We start from the raw sequence: 17,443 nt of genomic DNA, 5'->3' as shown, positions 1-17,443 counted from the left end.
AAGCACTAGATCCTAAGTCTAGCGTGTCTACCAATTTCACCACACCCGCTATTGTTTAAAAAGGTGCACAAATATAAACAAGTTTTTATAAAAATAATTAGATCTTATTAATTTGATTACTAGCTTTTCTTATTTTTACAAACCAATAAAAAATTCATGTACAAACTATCTCAAAATAAACAAGACCAATATTTAAATGAATTAATTGATTTCCTTAAAATTCCCTCAATTAGTGCTGATCCTAAATATAAAAAATCTGTTAAAGAAGCAGCAGTTTGGCTAGCTAATTCAATTTCATTAGCAGGTTGTGAAAATATTGAAATCATTCCAACACAAGGGCATCCAATTGTCTATGGAGAAAAAATAATAAGTCCAAATCTTCCTACAGTTTTAGTTTATGGTCATTATGACGTGCAACCCCCTGACCCAGTTGATCTTTGGGAAAGCCCACCTTTTGAACCAATAATAAAAAAGACTGACATACACCCTGAAGGGGCAGTTTTTGCGAGAGGTTCTTGTGATGACAAAGGACAAATGTTTATGCATGTAAAGGCTCTCGAGTTAATGATAAGCAATAAAGATCTCCCATGTAATGTGAAGTTTATGATTGAAGGAGAAGAGGAAGTAGGAAGTGATAATTTAGAAATTTTTATTCGTGAGAATTCTAATCGTTTAAAGTCTGATGTTATTTTAATTTCAGATACTGGGATTTTAAACAATACTCAACCATCTATTACAACTGGTCTTAGGGGTCTAAGCTATATGGAGGTTAAAGTTACAGGACCTAATCGTGACCTACATTCTGGTTTATATGGAGGAACTGTAGCTAACCCTATAAATACTCTTTGTGATATGATAAGTAGTCTAAAAGACAGTGAAGGAAAAATTAATATACCTGGATTTTATGATGATGTTGTTGATTTAAGTGAAGAAGAACGAAAAGAAATGTCAAAAATACCATTCAATGAACAGTCATTTAAAGATTCTCTTAATATCAATTCAACATCAGGTGAATTAGGTTTTACAACTCAAGAAAGAAAATCCATCCGTCCCACCTTGGATGTAAATGGAATATGGGGTGGATATACAGGTGAAGGTGCTAAAACCGTGATTCCGAGTGAAGCATATGCTAAAATATCAATGAGATTGGTGCCTAACCAAAATTGGGAGAAAATAAGTTTACTTTTTGAAAACCATTTTAAAAAAATTGCTCCTTCTTCAGTAAAAGTAAGTGTCACTACTCATCATGGAGGACAGGCATATGTTACTCCAACAAACAATATCGCTTATAAAGCAGCTCATTTAGCCTATGAAAAAAGTTTTGGAAAGGCTCCTTATTCCGTTAGAGACGGTGGAAGTATACCAATTGTACCTCTGTTTGAGGAGGTTCTTAAATGCAAAACAATTTTAATGGGTTTTGGTCTAAATAGCGATGCTATTCATTCTCCCAACGAACACTTTGGATTATTTAACTTTTTTAAGGGTATTGAAACAATTCCATACTTTTACAAAAATTTTTCAGAATTATTTAAAAAAAGTAAATTATAAATCTATAATAAACAAGTCCGAAGCAATTCCATCAGATAAAAATTTAGATTTTTTAGTAACATGTAGATGACCTCTATCCCAATACAAGTCATTTGAAAGAATTCGATTTTTTGAGTTTTCCTCAAGATAATCTGCAAATTTATTCCCAAGCTTATCCCTTATTTCTTTTAGTGAAACCCCGGTCGATGTTCTTAAACCTGTCATAATTGTTTCATTGAATTTATCTTTTAAGCTTAAGTGTTCTTCTGTAAATGGCAGCTTGTTTTCCTTAATCGACTTTATATAAAGATTATTTTGATTAATATTCCAACTTCTTTTATTATTCCCATCAAAACTATGAGCTGAAGGCCCTATACCAAGATAAGGTTTACCTTTCCAATACCCATTATTGTTAATTGAATGATTTCCAGGCTTTGCAAAACTAGAAAACTCATAATTATCATATTTATTTTTCTGTAAATAGTTAACCATATTTAAATACTGTTCTTCAACTTTAGACTCCTCAATTAATGAAGTCTCTCCAGAGTCAATCTGCTTTTTCAATAAGGTTTTAGGCTCTACTGTTAGGGCATAACATGAAATATGAGGAGGCTCATAGATGAGAGAGGTATTCAAATTAAACATCCACTTATCAAGATTACTATTTGGCAAACCATATATTAAATCGATTGAAAAGTTTTTAAAAACAGATTTCACCTTCTCTATTGAATCAAATGCTTGATCAGATGAATGTGCTCTTTTCATTAAATTTAAATCTTCTTCAATAAAAGATTGAATGCCCAAACTTGCTCTGTTAACTTCAATTTCTTTCAATTCATTTAAATATTCTGTAGATGAATCATCTGGATTTAATTCTACAGTTATCTCTACTAAACGAGAAACATTAAATAATTTTTTTATTTTTAAAATAAAAAATCCTAAAGATTTTGCTGATAAAAGAGAAGGAGATCCTCCTCCAAAATATATACTATCTATAATTTCATTTTTAAAAAATCTATTTCGTAATTCAATTTCTCTATACATTGATTCAATTAGGATATCTTTATTTTTTAATGATGTAGAAAAATGAAAATTACAATACGTACAAGCTTGCTTACAAAAAGGAAAATGAATATATATTCCAGCCATAATTAACTATTAAGGCCTTTTTTTAATAGAGAAGGGTTTTGACTCACATAAGCAGACCATCCTGAATATTTTTTTTGTGCGGTAGGAGAGTTTCGATTATAAAAATGACAAACTGCAGCAGCTAAACCATCTGTAGAATCTAAATTTTTTGGTAAAACTTTTATTTTAAAAATGTTCTGTAACATTTTTGCTACTTGTTCCTTGGATGCATTTCCACTTCCAGTAATTGCCATTTTAATTTTTTTAGGAGAATATTCTTTAATTATCAGTTCTCTGGATAAGCCTGCTGCCATAGCTACACCCTGCGCCCTCCCTAATTTCAACATAGATTGAACATTTTTTCCAAAAAAAGGAGCTTCAATTGCTAATTCATCAGGGTGGTATTTATCAATTAACTCTATTGTTCTTTCAAAGATTAGTTTCAGTTTTGTGTAGTGATCTTTTTCTTTTTTTAGTTGAAGCTCATTTAATTCCAATAAATTCATTTTTTGACCAGTTACACTAATAACTCCAAATCCCATTATAGTTGTTCCAGGGTCAATACCAAGAATAATTATCTCTTTCTCTGTCATTCTATTATACTTGCTTTAATTTTAATAGGTATAGTAAACTTAACATTAACATAAGAACCTACATTAGTTTTGATAGCCGGTAAAGCTTTTGGAAGGTTATTTACAATATTAATTATTTGTTTTTCTAAGCTCTTAATTTTTTTAAACACCTCATCAGAATCATGAAATTCAACAATACTAAATAATCCTTTTTCATCAATTTTAATGACAACAATTATTTCAGAAATAAAAGGTTCTAAGGATTCAAGTTTAAGCAATGAAAAACTCGAATAAATCGAGTTTAATAGATTTTCTTCAAAACACTTTTGTTGATCAATTAATTCTAACAAAACATCACATTGCTCGAAGGAAGGTGGCTGATCATTTTCCGACCAGGTAGAAGCAAGTTTAATTTCTTCATAAGAAACTTTTTTTGTGTCTATGAAATCGCAGCCAAAAGAAGAAAAACTAAGAACAGCAATGCTAATTCCTTTGATGATTTGCATTTATTTGAAATTTTTTTAGATTTTCTAAAATACAACTTTTACGTGAACTCTTTTTTTTAATATTTTTGAAATAGCTTACTTTTATCAATCAAATACATTAATGGACCTATTTTATTTTATTTTTAGTTTTTTGATGATGATTTTAGGATTGATTGGATGTTTTTTTCCTATAATTCCAGGACCTTTAACCGGATGGTTTGGATTTGTATTTTTATATCAAATTGAACATATTAAATCCAATAAAACACTTTTACTAATAACATTTGTAATAGCATTATTAATTTTTTTAGTTGATTATTTGTTACCCATATTAGGAACAAAAATATTTGGAGGGTCTAAAAAGGGTGTTATTGGAGCTAGTACTGGATTAATAATTGGAGTTGTTTTTTTAGGTCCTTTTGGGCTAATAATTGGCCCTTTTCTTGGGGCTTTCATTGGTGAATTGTTAAATGATATTAGAAAAATTGATTTAGCTATTAAAGCGTCTTTAGGGACTATGTTGGGATTAATAAGTGGATTTTTTTTAAAGTTTTCAGTAACATGTGTGTTTTTTTCAATATATATTTTTCAGGTATGGAAATTTAGGTTTTTTATTTTTTAATTTGATTAACCATCAATATCATATAAATATGTAAGCCTTAATTGATTTTTATATCTTTATACTATGAAATTATTTTTATTAACCTTTGTTTTATTGAGCTTTTGTTTTGCCGGTATAGCCATAAAGATATGGGCTAAAAAGAATGGAGAATTTGCTGGAACATGTGCAAGTCAAAGTCCTTTTCTGAATAAAAATGATGAGCCTTGTGGAATGTGTGGGAAACTTCCAAAAGATCAAGATTGCAAGGGCATAGACCCCCAAGCTAATTGAGTCTTCAATCTAGAAATTAAATTATGGAAGAAGAATTAATTTTTCAGGCTAAAAAAAATGATCAAAAAGCATTTCAAGTTTTATTTGATTTAAATTGGGAGTACCTATATAATTATCAACTGAAAAGAATTGGAAATAGTCAAATAGCTGAGGAAATATCAATTCAAACATTTACTAAAGCATTTGATAGATTAGATTCATTTGATCCAAAATTTACTTTTAAAACGTGGCTAATTACCATATCTAAAAACTTGCACTTAGACCAAATAAGGAAAGAAAAATCTTTAAAGAAAATACAATCTGATCATATAGATGATTCTAATACTCATATGATAATTGATAATATGCCCAGTCCGGAGGAAGGTATGATAATTAATCAAAATCTTGATGAGCTTTTAAATACAATTAAAAGCTTAAAAAAAGAATATCGGAAAATTTTACAACTTAGATTTTTTGAAGATTACAGTTATAAGGAAATAAGTTTAGAGCTTAACCAACCGCTAAACACGGTCAAGGTAAAAATACTTAGAGCAAAACGACTTTTAGCTGAAAAATTAAATAAAAAATGAATACTTTAAAGAAATTAGGTCCGGGTCTTCTTTTTGCTGGAGCAGCAATTGGAGTATCTCATTTGGTCTATTCAACTAGAGCAGGAGCTGATTATGGATGGAGTCTAATTTGGGCATTTATTCTCATAAATCTTTTTAAATACCCTTTCTTTGAATTTGGACCTAGATATGCAGTAGCAACAGGCGAAACACTATTAGATGGATACGCAAAGCTCGGTAAGGGTTATTTGTGGGGGTATGCTCTTTTAAATACTGCAAACATGTTCACTATTCAGGCAGCAGTAACTATTGTAACTGCCGGTCTTGCTGCCCATCTTTTTGGAATTAGTGTAAATCTAACCGCATGGGCCTCTACAATAATTCTAATTTGCTCTTTTCTGTTAATTGTCGGTAAATACAAATTATTAGATAACCTAATGAAGTTTATCATTGTTATTCTTTCTATTTGTACCATATTAGCTGTGAGTGTTGCTTTTGTTAAATCAAATACTTTTCCTCCTTTTGAACAAATACTACCTGAAGGCTCAGGATTATTATTTTTAATAGCGTTTATGGGTTGGATGCCAGCTCCTATGGATATTTCGATTTGGCATTCAATTTGGTCAGTTGAAAAACAAAAAAATTCATCTAAAATTAATCTAAAAGAAAGTTTGTTTGATTTTAATATTGGGTATGGTGCAACAATATTTTTGGGTTTGTGTTTTATGGGACTAGGTGCGCTAGTTATGTATAATTCTGATATTAGATTTTCAGATCAAGGTTTAGTTTTTGCAGGTCAACTAATAGAATTATATACTGAAAACCTCGGTACTTCTTTTGCTGTTGTTATTTCATTAGCAGCATTTACAACTATGTTCAGTACCACAATTACTACTCTAGATGCTTCACCAAGAGCGTTTTCAAAAACCCTACAAATCCTGATGAATGATAAAAGAGATTTTTACTTACCATTTCTTTTTCTTTTAGCATTAGGAACAATCGGAATTTTTGTTTTTTATAAATCTGAGATGGGACTTTTAGTTCAAATAGCTACAGTTTTATCTTTTTTAACTACACCTTTTTTTGCATGGGCTAACTTAAAGCTAGTGACAAGTAATCACATGCCTAAAGAATTTCAGCCAAATAAATTTATGATTTTCTTAAGCTGGTCTGGACTTGTTTTTTTATCAACTTTCACTATCGGATATTTATACAGCTTTAGAGAAGTTTTGTATATTTGAAAAAAAAACATTGAATATTTTAGAGAAAAAAAATGTTGAAGTACTTAAATCTAAATGGAATAAAATTTCTCTTCCAAAAGAAAACATCACTACCAAAACCTCTAAAAATCAAACTAGAGTTTCAAAGCCTAAATGGATTAGAGTAAAGTTACCTACTGGTAAAAAATATACCGATTTAAGAAATCTTGTTGATAAATACAAACTAAATACCATTTGCACGTCCGGTAGTTGCCCTAATATGGGAGAATGTTGGGCAGAAGGAACTGCAACTTTCATGATTCTTGGTAATATCTGCACCAGATCCTGTGGTTTTTGTGGAGTTAAGACAGGGAGACCCTCACAAGTGGACTGGGAAGAACCTGAAAAAGTAGCTCAATCCATTAAAATAATGAAAATTAAACATGCCGTTATTACATCTGTAGATCGAGATGATTTAAAAGATATGGGTTCGATTATTTGGGCTGAAACTGTGAATGCTATTAGAAGGTTAAATCCAGAAACAACTTTAGAAACTTTAATACCTGATTTTCAAGGTAATCAAAATATTATTGATAGGATCGTTAAAGTATCTCCAGAGGTTGTTTCACATAATGTTGAAACAGTTCGAAGATTAACACGTCATGTAAGAATTCAAGCTAAATACGATAGAAGTCTCGGAGTTCTCTCTTACTTAAAGGAAAAGGGAGCTAAAAGGACTAAATCAGGAATAATGCTTGGTCTAGGTGAAAAAGAAGATGAAGTATATGAGACATTAGATGATTTGATTAAAGTGAATGTAGATGTAGTTACCCTAGGTCAATATCTTCAGCCCAGTAAAAAGCATCTTCCAGTTACATCATTTATTACTCCGGACATGTTTAAGAAGTTTGAGGATTATGCATTAAACCTAGGATTTAGACATGTTGAAAGTGGGCCATTAGTGAGATCTTCTTATAAAGCACACAAACACATACATTAGATTTTTGTCTAAAAGCCTTCACACTCTTAATTTTTAATTTTTATAAAAGATTTTATTTTTTCATTAAACTCATGTTCTTCATTTTTTGAAAAAAAAGTTAGATTAATTGGAATATAATAAAGTTTATTTGATTTTAATAAAGGAAAAAGTCTTCCATAGTCTTTTTCAGTAGTAAGAATCAATGAGCTATTTGCTTCCTTTTTAATTTTTTTGATAGCCATTGTATCATAATTAAAATGATCTCTATATTTCAAGTGATTAAATGAAATATTATTAGAATTCAAAAACTCAACTAAAGGCTGTGAATCAGATATTCCAGTAACTAAAACTATTTTTTTACTTTTAAGATTAACAAAATCTAATTTTTCATTATTATTAAGAATTGTTTCTGAGTAATTTATTTTAGTAAAAAAAATATTTTGAGTGGACAACAAATTACATTTCTTTTCAAAATCTATTCTATTTTGTTCTGAAAAACTAGATGGACACTTAGTAACAATAATAGTTTGAGCTCTTTTTTTTCCAACTGCATATTCTCTTAGATTTCCAAAAGGGAGAATAAAATCATTAAAAAAAGGATTAGAATAAGTAGTTGTTAGTATAAGATGACTTGGAGTTATCCATCTATGTTGCATTACATCATCAAGGATAAGTAAGTTGATTTTAGGTTCATATTTAAAAATTTTATTTACAGCGCTAACCCTATTTTCTCCAACTACTACTTTAATATTGGGATATTTTTTAAAAAACTGAAATGGTTCATCTCCTATTTCAATAGCCGAACTTGAAGAATTAGCTATTTTAAATCCAGTAGACTTCCTTCCATAACCTCTGCTCAAAACTGCAATAGAATACTTTGAATGATATATAGAAATTAAATAATCAACAACTATAGATTTGCCAGTACCTCCTGTAGATAGGTTGCCTATACCGATTGATGGCAATAGAGTATGTTGACTTTTAAAAAATTTAAAATTAAATAATCCATTCCGAATTGATAATATTAAGCCATACAACATTGCTATCGGAATCAGTAATAATCGAATCAATTTCATCCCCTGAAAGATAATACTATATTTGTAGATTAAGATTATAAATGCAAATTCAAGATTTTATTGATACAATTGAAGAATGGTCTCCTCTATCTCAAGCAGAAGATTTTGATAACGTGGGTCTATTGGTTGGTAATGCTGATTTAAATTTAAAAGGAGTATTAATAACTCTTGATACTACAGAGGGAATTATAAACGAAGCTATTGAGAAAAACTGCAATTTGATTGTTAGTTTTCATCCTATTATATTTTCAGGAATAAAAAAATTAACAACAAATAGTTACGTTGAAAAAACAGTTATAAAAGCTATTGAAAATAAAATCTCTATATATTCAATGCACACATCATTAGACAATCACAATAGAGGTGTTAACTATAAAATATCAGAAAAAATAGGTCTTAAAAATTCAAAAATACTTGTTTCTAATAAGGAAAATATAAGCATTGGAATGGGTAGAATAGGAGAATTAGAAACCCCAAAAAGAGAAAAAGAGTTTTTAGAATTTATTAAAATTCAAATGAAAACAAATTCAATAAGACATAGTAGATTGCTTAATAAAAAAATAAAAAGAGTAGCTGTATTGGGAGGTTCTGGATCGTTTGCTATAAAAGATTCAATTGAACAAAAAGCAGATGCATACATAACAGCAGATCTTAAATATCATAATTTTTTTGAGGCAAATGAACAGATAGTTCTGATTGATATTGGCCACTATGAAAGTGAACAGTTTACAAAAAATTTAATACATGACTATCTTCGGAAAAAATTCCCTAGTTTTGCCATCATTTTAGCTACTACAAACACTAATCCAGTAAATTATTTCTAGCATGGCCAAGAAAAAACAAATTTCAGTAGAAAAAAAGCTTAGATCTTTATTTGATCTCCAATTAATAGACTCTCGTATTGACGAAATCAGAAGCGTTAGAGGTGAACTCCCCTTAGAAGTTGAAGATCTAGAAAATGAAATTGCAGGTCTTACATCTCGTTTAGAAAATTTTAAATCAGAGCTCAAAGATTGTCAGGATGAGGTTGCATTACAAAAAAATAATATTGAAGTTGCAAAAGAAGCTGATAAAAAATATGAAACAAATCTAAAAAATGTAAGAAATAATAGAGAGTATAATTCTATTCATAAAGAACAAGAATATCAAAAACTTGAAATTGAACTATCTGAAAAAAGAATTAGAGAATTCCATGCTAAGTCAGATCAAAAGTCATTAAGTATTGAAGAGGTTCAAGTTAAGCTGGATGAACGAACTGCTCATTTGAATGCAAAAAATGAAGAATTAAGTTCAATAATGAGTGAAACTGAAAAAGAAGAAAAATTACTTACAAAAAAATCTAAAGAATTTTCTGAAAACATAGAAGAACATCTGATGTCAGCATATAATAAAATTCGTTCAAGTGTTAAAAATGGTCTAGCAGTTGTTCCTGTTGAAAGAGGGGCTGCTGGAGGTTCTTATTTTGCAATTCCACCTCAAACCCAAATGGAAATTGCTTCTCGAAATAAAATAATAACAGATGAACACAGTGGTAGGATTTTAGTTGATGAAAAGTTAGCAGAAGAGGAACGAGTTAAAATGTCATCTATATTTAAGAAATCTAAATAACTCTTTATCTAGAAATGCAAAAACCCTCATTATGAGGGTTTTTTTATATAAAAATATTACTCAGCTACCTATTGATTTAGAATAACTAATAATGAAGGATTTTGGAGTTACTTACCTTCATTTTTAGTTCTTGGGGGGGGGGAGAGTGGATAATCTGAAGACCTCTTATCTCCTTTTTTAATTTTCCTTAATAGCTCTTTCTTAAAACCCTCTTCTGATTGGTGAAGTTCAATAATTTGCCTGTTAGAAATAATCTTCGAGAATTGTTTAAGGAATTTAATTTTTAATTCCAGGTTTTCTTTTTCTACTTTAAGAAGACCATCAATGATAAAACCTAACTCAGTATTATCCATAGAGGATTGGTTTTTATTATAATTTCTTAAAACTTTCTTTTTATTAACTCGAACAGAGTTCATTTCAGAACTATATAAATTATACATAGGCCAAAATAATTCGGCTTGATTAGGTGACAATTCTAGGTTGTCAGAAATATAAGCAATTTTTCTGCTTTGCATTCTTTTATGCTTTTCATTCTTATAAGTTTCATTTTTATCTTGAGAAAAAATGAAAAGTGGTAATGCAAGTATTATAACAAATTTAGTGATCTTCATTTTTCCTTTATTATTTATTTAATTATTAAATCGTAATCAGTGTTATTATCAATTAGATATTCGATTTCATCAGAAAAAGCATACTCTTCATCTGGTAAAAATTCAAATAAATATTCTTCATCAATATTTTCGATTTCAAACTCAACAAATTCAGTGTAAATTTCTTCACTAAGTACATTATCACTTTTTGGATCAAATGTTTTAACATAATTAAATGTAATTAATAATAAAAATACTGAAGCTAAGACGGGAACAATTGTTTTAATACTTAAATAATTTTTAAACCCAATTTTTGATTCTAGATTTTCAGTTTTAAACTGAATATCACTTTTAAGTTTAGAAAAATAATTTTCTGGAACAATAAAAGATTGTTTTTTATCAAATTGCTCTATGTTATTAGTTTGTTTCATCTCTATAGTAAGATAGTTAATTTATAAAAAGGTTTAATTTTCTTTTAAATATTTTTGAATTTTATTTTTCGCATGATGATAATTTGCTTTTAATGCACCTACAGATGTTCCTAAAATTTGAGAGATTTGCTTATATTTCATGTTGTCAAAATATTTCATGTTAAAAGTTAATCTTTGCTTTATTGGCAAAGTAAGTATGGCTTTCTGTAATTTTTTTTCACCCTCATTTCCATCAAAATAATTTTCAGACTTAAGGTTTGTCATTAAACTAGAAGACACATTATCTATAGACTCAAAAAAATATTTTCTATTCTTTTTTAAAAACGATAGGGATTCATTTGTGGCTATTTTATATATCCAGGTATATATTTTAGATTCTCCTTTAAATTTAATAAGATTCTCAAAAACTTTGATAAAAGTGTTTTGAGTAACATCATTAGAGTCTTCGTGAGATATCAATATTTTTCTAATATGCCAGTAAATTCTTTCCTGATAGAGATTGATTATGTAATTAAAAGCATAATTTTTCTTTTCAATGCTTTTAAACATAATTAGAAGATCATGGTCAGTATATTTTTTCATCTCTTATTTTAAAAAAATACTTTTTTAAATTTTATTATTTGACATCTACACAAGTTAAAGGTCTAATTTAAGAGTTTTAAATGGTATAATATAGTTTCTTTTTTATGGGACACATTATCCTCTTTCACTAAAAGAAAGTTTTGTACGTTTATAACATGAGATCTCTGACACTAATCACTTTTTTTTTATTAATTACAATTTCTAAGTCTTTTAGTCAAGGAACAAAAATAGACTTAAACGAAGTAGAAGTTAATATAAAAGCACTTCCAATTATAACTATTTCAGGAGTTGATTATTCATTTAAGGAAAGGGATTATTTTATAACAAGACTGTTGACAGAACCTTTTTGGAGTAAAAATTTTAAGATCAAAATTGATTTAAGTAGTTTTTATGAAGACCGTAATTATGAGTTTATAATTGACGGTAAAACTATAGTGAAAGTTGATGGTGAAATTTTATTGAGAGGCCATAAGTATCATTCCTACAGGGAGGTAAAAAAACTACTTCCTAAAATAAAAGAAGTTTCAGTTAATGAAAATGAATCAACAGAGGTGGAAATTAAAACTGAAATAAGTAAAGATATTTTATTGATGAAACTACAAAAAGGAATAGTAAATCGTTAAGTTTATTTATTTGGTCACAAAGTTTCATGAATAAAAACCCTGCTTTCGGAGGGTATAAACTTCAATCATAAATGATTTCTACATTTTAAAAAAAAGATCTGTTTCTATAACTATATCATCATAAATTAATTTATCTCCTAGATTTTCAAAAAAAGTTCCTGAACGGAAACGAACATCATACTTAGATCTATCAAAAATAAGATTGGCCTTCCAGTGATCATCAATAAAACTTATAGTAAAATCTACTGGATGAGTAGTGCCTTTAATTGTTAAATTACCTTGGATATTATATTCTACTGAGTTTTGAACCGATGAAGTCGTAAATTCTAAAATAGCTTCTGAAAATTTATCTACTGAGAAAAAATCATCTGATTTCAAATGACCTTCAAGTCTTCCTCGATAGTCTTCAGGTAAATCTTCATTTTTTAAAGTTATCATGTCAACTATAAATTTACCATATACTGGTTGGTTATCCTTTAGAGTCATTATTCCTGATTTAAAACCAATTGAACCATAATGCTCCTTTGTTGTCATTTCTTTTCCAGTCCACTTTAATTTACTTTCCATATTATTTAGAGTAAAACTCTGCCCCATAGTTAATGAAGTAATTAATAGGGCTGTAATTGTAAAAATTTTATTTATCATAGTTTTAAATTTATTATTATTATTAGGTGCTTTTAATTATATTTTCATTGTTCTTTTCAATTCTTCGGTTACACGCAAACCTGATTCTATAGCTCCATTCATGGAAGCTCTTTGAGTGGCCGTATGTTCACCAGCAAAATAAACAGATTCCTCAGTTTTTGCCAATATCTCTCTGTAACCTTTCTGATCAACTCCAGCAAAAGAATAACTGGCTTTTACCCAAGGATCTTCATTCCAATATTTTATAATTCCTTTCTCCCAGTATTGTGGTACTTCTGACCATATGTTTTTACAAGTGTTTTTAGCAATCTCTAATCTTTTATTTTTATCAAGCCTTCCAAGTTTTATAGCATCTTCTCCTGAGGTAAAGCTTAATAATATTCCTCTTGGTCCGGGTTGATCAATAGAGAAATCATAAACTCTTCGTAATGGAGTATCTGTAAAAACTCGTTGTCCAATAGAATTCTTATTATTCCAAAATCGCTGACGATATTGCATTGCTATTTTCATAGCATGTCCATATTGTTGATTATTTATACATTTTGTCTTTTCTATAGAAAAACCGGGATTGATATTTATATTTTTTAATATCGTGGCTGGGATTGCTAGTACACATTTTGTTGCTGGAATTTGAATTAGTTTTTCATTCTCTTTAACAGTGGCAATAATAGAATTAGAACCATAATCAAGACGACATAATGGTTGATTATACATAATTTTTGATCCTATTTTTTTTGCAAGTATTTTTGGCAACTGATCATTACCTCCAAGAATTCTTCCCTCAACTGTATTTTCACTAAAACCTGATGTTCTTGTGTTAGACAGAACCATGTCCAATGCAGACATCTTTGAAGGAACTGTTGTTTCTTCAGTTGCATTTGCATACGCATATAAATCAATGATATCTTTTGGAGCTCCTCCTTTTATTAAAATCTCTTCAACTGAAATTTTATCTAACCCCTGAACTTCTGGGGAACTTATACCTTTTAAATTTACTAAATCTATCCACTTTTTAATGTATTGAACTTCCTGACCAAATAATTTACCTTTTAAAGTTCCTTTAAAAGGTAATGAATCTCTACCCGATCTTAACCCTTCCATGGTCAATCTTTGACCTTTTAAATAGACTCCATCATACTGTTTTGCTGGTAAAACTTTTAAATTAAATTTTTTACAATATTCATGAACGTACTTGTCTGAACTATCCACATATTCAGCACCCATTTCAGAATATAAATTATCAGAAAACAAATCGCGATAAGTACTGACTCTTCCACCTGGACGAGAACGAGCTTCAATCAACATCACATTATATCCAGCTTGGTCTAACTCATAAGCACATGATAAACCAGCAAGACCTGCACCTATAACAATTATTCGTTTATCGTCAGTTGAATTGAAAAAAATCGATGAGATTGATAAAGGTGAAAAAGAAAATAAAGAAGTAGCAACTCCGGTTTTCTTAATAAATGATCTTCTTGTTAGTTGATTTTGATTTTTAATTAAATTCACAAAAATAAATATACAATTAAGATTTATATATTTTTAATGTTCATTTAGTATTAATTAAATCTAGAATAAAAACTATTGATGCTAAGCATGCTATAATTATGTTCAAAATAAACTTTAACCAATTTTGTTCATATGCGGTAAATTTCCACCATTTTTACAATTCGTTTTGCTGCTGAAACTGCAGCAGAGTAATCCTGTGAAAAGTTGAGTCGGATACTATCCATACAAGCTGGATCAAATTCTGATCCAGACGTAACTATCACCTTTGCCTGATATCGCAGTAAGTGTATAAAAGTGTATAAATCTATACGAAGCGGGGGTAGTTGTGGGAAAAGATAACTGCCAGCCTGTGGGGTTGCTGTATAGATATTACCAGCCCTGAAAGTTTGTAGTAATTCATCTCTTATTGATTCATGTTCTCGAATACGATTTTCAATCCAGCCCAAAGGTTCCTGAAACCAAGTATCAAGAACTGATTGATTGTATCCTGCAGCACGCAAAGAAACTATAGCTTGAAGGGATTCCATTCTTTCAATCAATTTTGGTGTGCCAAATGCGACTCCAAGGCGAAATCCGCTAAGAGATTCAGTTTTTGATGGCCCCATGATAGTAATAAGATTTTCAGGCTGAACATCACAAGAACGAAGATGAGTATAGACCTCACCACTATATAGCATTCTAGAGTACAGTTGATCCACAATTACACTAACATCATGGGTTGCTGCAAAATCTGCTATTTTAGTTATTGTAGTTTTTGAATAGACAAGACCTGTAGGATTATTGGGTGTTGAAAAGACTAAAACCTTTGCTCCTGCTTTAAATGCGTCTTCAATTCGATTTAGATCTGGGCTGTTTTCAAATTGAGTATCCTTGTAGTTTAGAGGAATTGGTAAAATGTCACCTCCGAAAAACTTAACAAGTTTGCGGTTGGCAAAATAGTCAGGTTCAACTACAGCAACTTTTGTCCCAGCATTAACCATTGAAGCAAGTGCCAAAAATAATGCCCCTTGAGTTCCAGGAGTTATAATCAATTCGCTATTAGCTTCAATTGGCCTGCCAGTAAACTTCCCAAGTCTAGCAGCCAGTCTATTTCTTATTTCAGCCGATCCTCTATACTCAGTATACGCTTGAGATCCACCTCTACTAAAACCCTCTTTCCAAGCTTCATCAGAACCGGGTGTTGGAGGAAAGGCATCTACATCCCCATGAGAGAAATCAATATGAACTCCATCAAGTTTCTCGCCAAGCATAATGGTGTTAAGATCTCCTAGATTTTGTCGGACTTCCTGACCAGGAGCATTATTTGTACCAATAGCTTTGAATTTTTCATCAATTGTCATCATTGCGAAGATATAAAAACTCCGTCAAAGGTTCATTAATTACTTAGCTGTACCATATAACCCTTACTTGGATCTATTTGTCCTTTTAAGGATTTTAAATACAGTTCATGTAATTCTTTGGGATCATTAAAATATTTTAGTTTTATGTCATGTTTAATTTTCATAATAAATTCTTTCAATAAGACTTCAGCCAATAATGTGGTTTTTTTAACTCCCATTGTTTTGTATCTTTTTTCAGCATGATTTGGTGCAAAGAAAAATTTAGAATTAGGAATTGATTTAAAATTAGTTTTTGAAGACCAATCTGCTAATCCTATTAAACTGACGTATTTTAATGAGTCTGCTAAGTAATCAGATAATTTTTTTAGATAATCAGAGCTCCCAGCAAAATCAACTATTATTGATTTTGATGAATTAAGTTTTTCCTCTGCATTATCATAAGATAAAACGGTGTCATAAAATTTAATTTTTGATAAAAATTTTATGTTTTTATCCGATGTAATACCTATAATTTTTTTTTTGTCTTCTAGTTTATTTTTAGATAATAAAAATGCCAAAGATAAAGCTGTTTTAGAAGATGCGCTTGTAAGAATTATCTGATCACATTCAAAAAATTTTTCATCTTTCAAAAAATAATAATTCAAAAACGAAGTTAAAAATAGAGGTTTTATTAAAGGATGATATTCTAGTGATTCATCTGTATTTTTTGAAATTTTTAGGTAATGATTGTATACTGAAGGAAGTTTTCTTCTATGATTAGAATCATCTATAAAGCCATGGGTGTTTACCTTTTTTGGTATAACTTTTAAGTATTTGCTCATAGGAAAATATCCATAAAACTTTTCTCCCTCAGAAACATTTTCATTTTGAGAAGAAATAACATTCGCAAAACCCCAAACTGGGACAATACCATAAGGTTCCTCAGCTGGAAAGAAATTCCAATAATCTAACGTATCCCCAATAACTGCATACGTAATATTATTTGTAGTAAAAGCATATCTTTCAATTTCTAATATGACTTCATCGGTTTTTGAAATTGGAATGCTGTCCTCTGAAAAAGCAGCTTCAAAAAGATCATACTTATTTACCAGAAAAGTTAGATTTTTTTTATTCATAAATTATTAGTCATTAAATCTAGGTGAAAGGTAATATTTTACTGTATAAAAATGATTTAGAATTTCTTTTGACTTTTGAAGTAAGAATAAAAAAGGGTACAAGTTAGATTAAATCTCAACTGGAAACAATTGATATTAAACATGATAGAATTGTCTTTAAAATCATAAAATAAAGTTTATTCATCTATTTTGAATTTCATCCCACTTTTAAAGTCTTAATTTTACTTATATATTTTCTTATTATTAAGGAATAGAACTTAAAGTTATGATAGCATGATTTGTATAAAAACCAATATTCCCAAAGAAATATGTGAAATTGATGATGAATTAAAAGCAATTTATCATAGTAGTGAAACTATTTGTATATGGGTATTTAAAACAAGAAATGATCGAAATAAATTTATGGATGAAACAATGGGAATGCTAAAAAAAGAAAGAGAAGATCATTACATTTCAAATTATAAATAAAAAAACCTCACTTATAAAGTGAGGTTAAAAATGTGGGCGCTGAGGGATTCGAACCCCCGACCCTTTGGGTGTAAACCAAATGCTCTGAACCAACTGAGCTAAGCGCCCAATAATAGTGTTTAC

Annotated in this window: 21 protein-coding genes and 1 tRNA gene; 10 read left to right on the top strand and 12 right to left on the bottom strand. The window is 29.6% G+C overall.

Translation table 11 applies throughout. From position 1 onward, the window contains the following. The first annotated feature begins 156 nt into the window (after positions 1-156). Positions 157-1,548 (top strand): dipeptidase, encoded by a 1,392-nt coding sequence (locus tag AC34EU_RS08150; protein WP_489666915.1) that lies wholly within the window; start codon positions 157-159, stop codon positions 1,546-1,548. Here the strand turns inward: AC34EU_RS08150 and hemW are convergent. Genes hemW through AC34EU_RS08135 form a run of 3 tightly spaced genes read right to left on the bottom strand, consistent with a single transcriptional unit; the run spans position 1,543 to position 3,733 of the window. Further along, positions 1,543-2,676, bottom strand: coding sequence for a radical SAM family heme chaperone HemW (gene hemW / locus AC34EU_RS08145; RefSeq protein WP_489666916.1), 1,134 nt, complete (start codon positions 2,674-2,676; stop codon positions 1,543-1,545). The genes AC34EU_RS08150 and hemW overlap by 6 nt on opposite strands. 2 nt (positions 2,677-2,678) lie before the next feature. After that, the gene (ruvC, locus tag AC34EU_RS08140) at positions 2,679-3,248 is read right to left on the bottom strand and encodes a crossover junction endodeoxyribonuclease RuvC (protein ID WP_489666917.1); all 570 of its coding nucleotides are present in this window, start codon (positions 3,246-3,248) and stop codon (positions 2,679-2,681) included. Further along, on the bottom strand, positions 3,245-3,733 hold the full coding sequence (locus tag AC34EU_RS08135; RefSeq protein ID WP_489666918.1) for a hypothetical protein: 489 nt from the start codon (positions 3,731-3,733) through the stop codon (positions 3,245-3,247). The genes ruvC and AC34EU_RS08135 overlap by 4 nt, the downstream gene beginning before the upstream one ends. A gap of 100 nt (positions 3,734-3,833) precedes the next feature. Between AC34EU_RS08135 and AC34EU_RS08130 the strand changes: the two genes are divergently transcribed. The 5 genes from AC34EU_RS08130 to lipA all read left to right on the top strand — a co-directional run bounded on the left by AC34EU_RS08130 (position 3,834) and on the right by lipA (position 7,351). Beyond that, the gene (locus tag AC34EU_RS08130) at positions 3,834-4,334 is read left to right on the top strand and encodes a DUF456 domain-containing protein (RefSeq protein ID WP_489696188.1); all 501 of its coding nucleotides are present in this window, start codon (positions 3,834-3,836) and stop codon (positions 4,332-4,334) included. A 63-nt stretch (positions 4,335-4,397) separates the two neighbouring features. Then, positions 4,398-4,604, top strand: a complete 207-nt coding sequence (locus AC34EU_RS08125) for a membrane or secreted protein (RefSeq protein WP_489696187.1) — start codon at positions 4,398-4,400, stop codon at positions 4,602-4,604. Between the two features lie 23 nt (positions 4,605-4,627). Beyond that, the gene (locus AC34EU_RS08120; protein ID WP_489666921.1) at positions 4,628-5,173 is read left to right on the top strand and encodes an RNA polymerase sigma factor; all 546 of its coding nucleotides are present in this window, start codon (positions 4,628-4,630) and stop codon (positions 5,171-5,173) included. Further along, positions 5,170-6,393 carry an Nramp family divalent metal transporter gene (locus AC34EU_RS08115; protein WP_489666922.1) on the top strand — a complete coding sequence of 408 codons (1,224 nt, stop codon included), beginning with the start codon at positions 5,170-5,172 and terminating at the stop codon, positions 6,391-6,393. The genes AC34EU_RS08120 and AC34EU_RS08115 overlap by 4 nt, the downstream gene beginning before the upstream one ends. A gap of 85 nt (positions 6,394-6,478) precedes the next feature. Beyond that, positions 6,479-7,351, top strand: coding sequence for a lipoyl synthase (lipA, locus tag AC34EU_RS08110; protein WP_489666928.1), 873 nt, complete (start codon positions 6,479-6,481; stop codon positions 7,349-7,351). Positions 7,352-7,377: 26 nt separating this feature from the next. Here lipA and lpxK read toward each other — a convergent pair whose 3' ends face one another. Further along, complete coding sequence (lpxK, locus tag AC34EU_RS08105; RefSeq protein ID WP_489666923.1) at positions 7,378-8,400, bottom strand: tetraacyldisaccharide 4'-kinase; 1,023 nt, start codon at positions 8,398-8,400, stop codon at positions 7,378-7,380. Between the two features lie 47 nt (positions 8,401-8,447). On the opposite strand from lpxK, the gene AC34EU_RS08100 reads away from it, so the two are divergent. Together AC34EU_RS08100 and AC34EU_RS08095 are read left to right on the top strand one after the other, a co-directional pair. Then, positions 8,448-9,230 carry a Nif3-like dinuclear metal center hexameric protein gene (locus AC34EU_RS08100; RefSeq protein WP_489666924.1) on the top strand — a complete coding sequence of 261 codons (783 nt, stop codon included), beginning with the start codon at positions 8,448-8,450 and terminating at the stop codon, positions 9,228-9,230. A 1-nt stretch (position 9,231) separates the two neighbouring features. After that, positions 9,232-10,014, top strand: coding sequence for a zinc ribbon domain-containing protein (locus AC34EU_RS08095; protein WP_489696186.1), 783 nt, complete (start codon positions 9,232-9,234; stop codon positions 10,012-10,014). A gap of 107 nt (positions 10,015-10,121) precedes the next feature. On the opposite strand, the gene AC34EU_RS08090 is transcribed toward AC34EU_RS08095, so the two are convergent. The 3 genes from AC34EU_RS08090 to AC34EU_RS08080 are packed head-to-tail and all read right to left on the bottom strand — an operon-like array spanning position 10,122 to position 11,617. Continuing rightward, positions 10,122-10,625 carry a hypothetical protein gene (locus AC34EU_RS08090; RefSeq protein ID WP_489666926.1) on the bottom strand — a complete coding sequence of 168 codons (504 nt, stop codon included), beginning with the start codon at positions 10,623-10,625 and terminating at the stop codon, positions 10,122-10,124. Positions 10,626-10,639: 14 nt separating this feature from the next. After that, complete coding sequence (locus tag AC34EU_RS08085; RefSeq protein ID WP_489666927.1) at positions 10,640-11,035, bottom strand: hypothetical protein; 396 nt, start codon at positions 11,033-11,035, stop codon at positions 10,640-10,642. Between the two features lie 33 nt (positions 11,036-11,068). After that, positions 11,069-11,617, bottom strand: coding sequence for an RNA polymerase sigma factor (locus AC34EU_RS08080; protein WP_489696185.1), 549 nt, complete (start codon positions 11,615-11,617; stop codon positions 11,069-11,071). A 155-nt stretch (positions 11,618-11,772) separates the two neighbouring features. Between AC34EU_RS08080 and AC34EU_RS08075 the strand changes: the two genes are divergently transcribed. Next, entirely contained in the window at positions 11,773-12,240 is a 468-nt protein-coding gene (locus AC34EU_RS08075; RefSeq protein ID WP_489696184.1) for a hypothetical protein, read from the top strand. A gap of 78 nt (positions 12,241-12,318) precedes the next feature. Here AC34EU_RS08075 and AC34EU_RS08070 read toward each other — a convergent pair whose 3' ends face one another. The 4 genes from AC34EU_RS08070 to AC34EU_RS08055 all read right to left on the bottom strand — a co-directional run bounded on the left by AC34EU_RS08070 (position 12,319) and on the right by AC34EU_RS08055 (position 16,852). Continuing rightward, on the bottom strand, positions 12,319-12,885 hold the full coding sequence (locus AC34EU_RS08070; protein ID WP_489696183.1) for a YceI family protein: 567 nt from the start codon (positions 12,883-12,885) through the stop codon (positions 12,319-12,321). Positions 12,886-12,921: 36 nt separating this feature from the next. Beyond that, positions 12,922-14,397 carry a flavin monoamine oxidase family protein gene (locus AC34EU_RS08065; protein WP_489696182.1) on the bottom strand — a complete coding sequence of 492 codons (1,476 nt, stop codon included), beginning with the start codon at positions 14,395-14,397 and terminating at the stop codon, positions 12,922-12,924. Positions 14,398-14,525: 128 nt separating this feature from the next. After that, complete coding sequence (locus AC34EU_RS08060; protein WP_489696181.1) at positions 14,526-15,740, bottom strand: pyridoxal phosphate-dependent aminotransferase; 1,215 nt, start codon at positions 15,738-15,740, stop codon at positions 14,526-14,528. Positions 15,741-15,772: 32 nt separating this feature from the next. Further along, a complete protein-coding gene (locus AC34EU_RS08055) occupies positions 15,773-16,852 on the bottom strand; it encodes a DUF2855 family protein (protein ID WP_489696180.1) in 1,080 nt (359 codons plus the stop codon). 273 nt (positions 16,853-17,125) lie between these two features. On the opposite strand from AC34EU_RS08055, the gene AC34EU_RS08050 reads away from it, so the two are divergent. Further along, the gene (locus AC34EU_RS08050) at positions 17,126-17,320 is read left to right on the top strand and encodes a hypothetical protein (protein ID WP_489666868.1); all 195 of its coding nucleotides are present in this window, start codon (positions 17,126-17,128) and stop codon (positions 17,318-17,320) included. Positions 17,321-17,353: 33 nt separating this feature from the next. Here the strand turns inward: AC34EU_RS08050 and AC34EU_RS08045 are convergent. Then, positions 17,354-17,428 (bottom strand) — tRNA-Val (locus AC34EU_RS08045). Positions 17,429-17,443: the final 15 nt, after the last annotated feature.

The sequence above is a fragment of the Candidatus Marivariicella framensis genome (assembly GCF_982709265.1).
The sequence above is the reverse complement of the archived record's forward strand: the minus strand, read 5'-3'. Positions and strand labels throughout refer to the sequence as shown.

Excerpts from the sequence above, each read along its gene's own strand:
- AC34EU_RS08150 (WP_489666915.1), top strand. The coding sequence starts at position 157 with ATGTACAAACTATCTCAAAATAAACAAGACCAATATTTAAATGAATTA.
- hemW (WP_489666916.1), bottom strand. The coding sequence starts at position 2,676 with ATGGCTGGAATATATATTCATTTTCCTTTTTGTAAGCAAGCTTGTACG.
- ruvC (WP_489666917.1), bottom strand. The coding sequence starts at position 3,248 with ATGACAGAGAAAGAGATAATTATTCTTGGTATTGACCCTGGAACAACT.
- AC34EU_RS08135 (WP_489666918.1), bottom strand. The coding sequence starts at position 3,733 with ATGCAAATCATCAAAGGAATTAGCATTGCTGTTCTTAGTTTTTCTTCT.
- AC34EU_RS08130 (WP_489696188.1), top strand. The coding sequence starts at position 3,834 with ATGGACCTATTTTATTTTATTTTTAGTTTTTTGATGATGATTTTAGGA.
- AC34EU_RS08125 (WP_489696187.1), top strand. The coding sequence starts at position 4,398 with ATGAAATTATTTTTATTAACCTTTGTTTTATTGAGCTTTTGTTTTGCC.
- AC34EU_RS08120 (WP_489666921.1), top strand. The coding sequence starts at position 4,628 with ATGGAAGAAGAATTAATTTTTCAGGCTAAAAAAAATGATCAAAAAGCA.
- AC34EU_RS08115 (WP_489666922.1), top strand. The coding sequence starts at position 5,170 with ATGAATACTTTAAAGAAATTAGGTCCGGGTCTTCTTTTTGCTGGAGCA.
- AC34EU_RS08100 (WP_489666924.1), top strand. The coding sequence starts at position 8,448 with ATGCAAATTCAAGATTTTATTGATACAATTGAAGAATGGTCTCCTCTA.
- AC34EU_RS08095 (WP_489696186.1), top strand. The coding sequence starts at position 9,232 with ATGGCCAAGAAAAAACAAATTTCAGTAGAAAAAAAGCTTAGATCTTTA.
- AC34EU_RS08090 (WP_489666926.1), bottom strand. The coding sequence starts at position 10,625 with ATGAAGATCACTAAATTTGTTATAATACTTGCATTACCACTTTTCATT.
- AC34EU_RS08085 (WP_489666927.1), bottom strand. The coding sequence starts at position 11,035 with ATGAAACAAACTAATAACATAGAGCAATTTGATAAAAAACAATCTTTT.
- AC34EU_RS08080 (WP_489696185.1), bottom strand. The coding sequence starts at position 11,617 with ATGAAAAAATATACTGACCATGATCTTCTAATTATGTTTAAAAGCATT.
- AC34EU_RS08075 (WP_489696184.1), top strand. The coding sequence starts at position 11,773 with ATGAGATCTCTGACACTAATCACTTTTTTTTTATTAATTACAATTTCT.
- AC34EU_RS08070 (WP_489696183.1), bottom strand. The coding sequence starts at position 12,885 with ATGATAAATAAAATTTTTACAATTACAGCCCTATTAATTACTTCATTA.
- AC34EU_RS08060 (WP_489696181.1), bottom strand. The coding sequence starts at position 15,740 with ATGATGACAATTGATGAAAAATTCAAAGCTATTGGTACAAATAATGCT.
- AC34EU_RS08055 (WP_489696180.1), bottom strand. The coding sequence starts at position 16,852 with ATGAATAAAAAAAATCTAACTTTTCTGGTAAATAAGTATGATCTTTTT.
- AC34EU_RS08050 (WP_489666868.1), top strand. The coding sequence starts at position 17,126 with ATGATTTGTATAAAAACCAATATTCCCAAAGAAATATGTGAAATTGAT.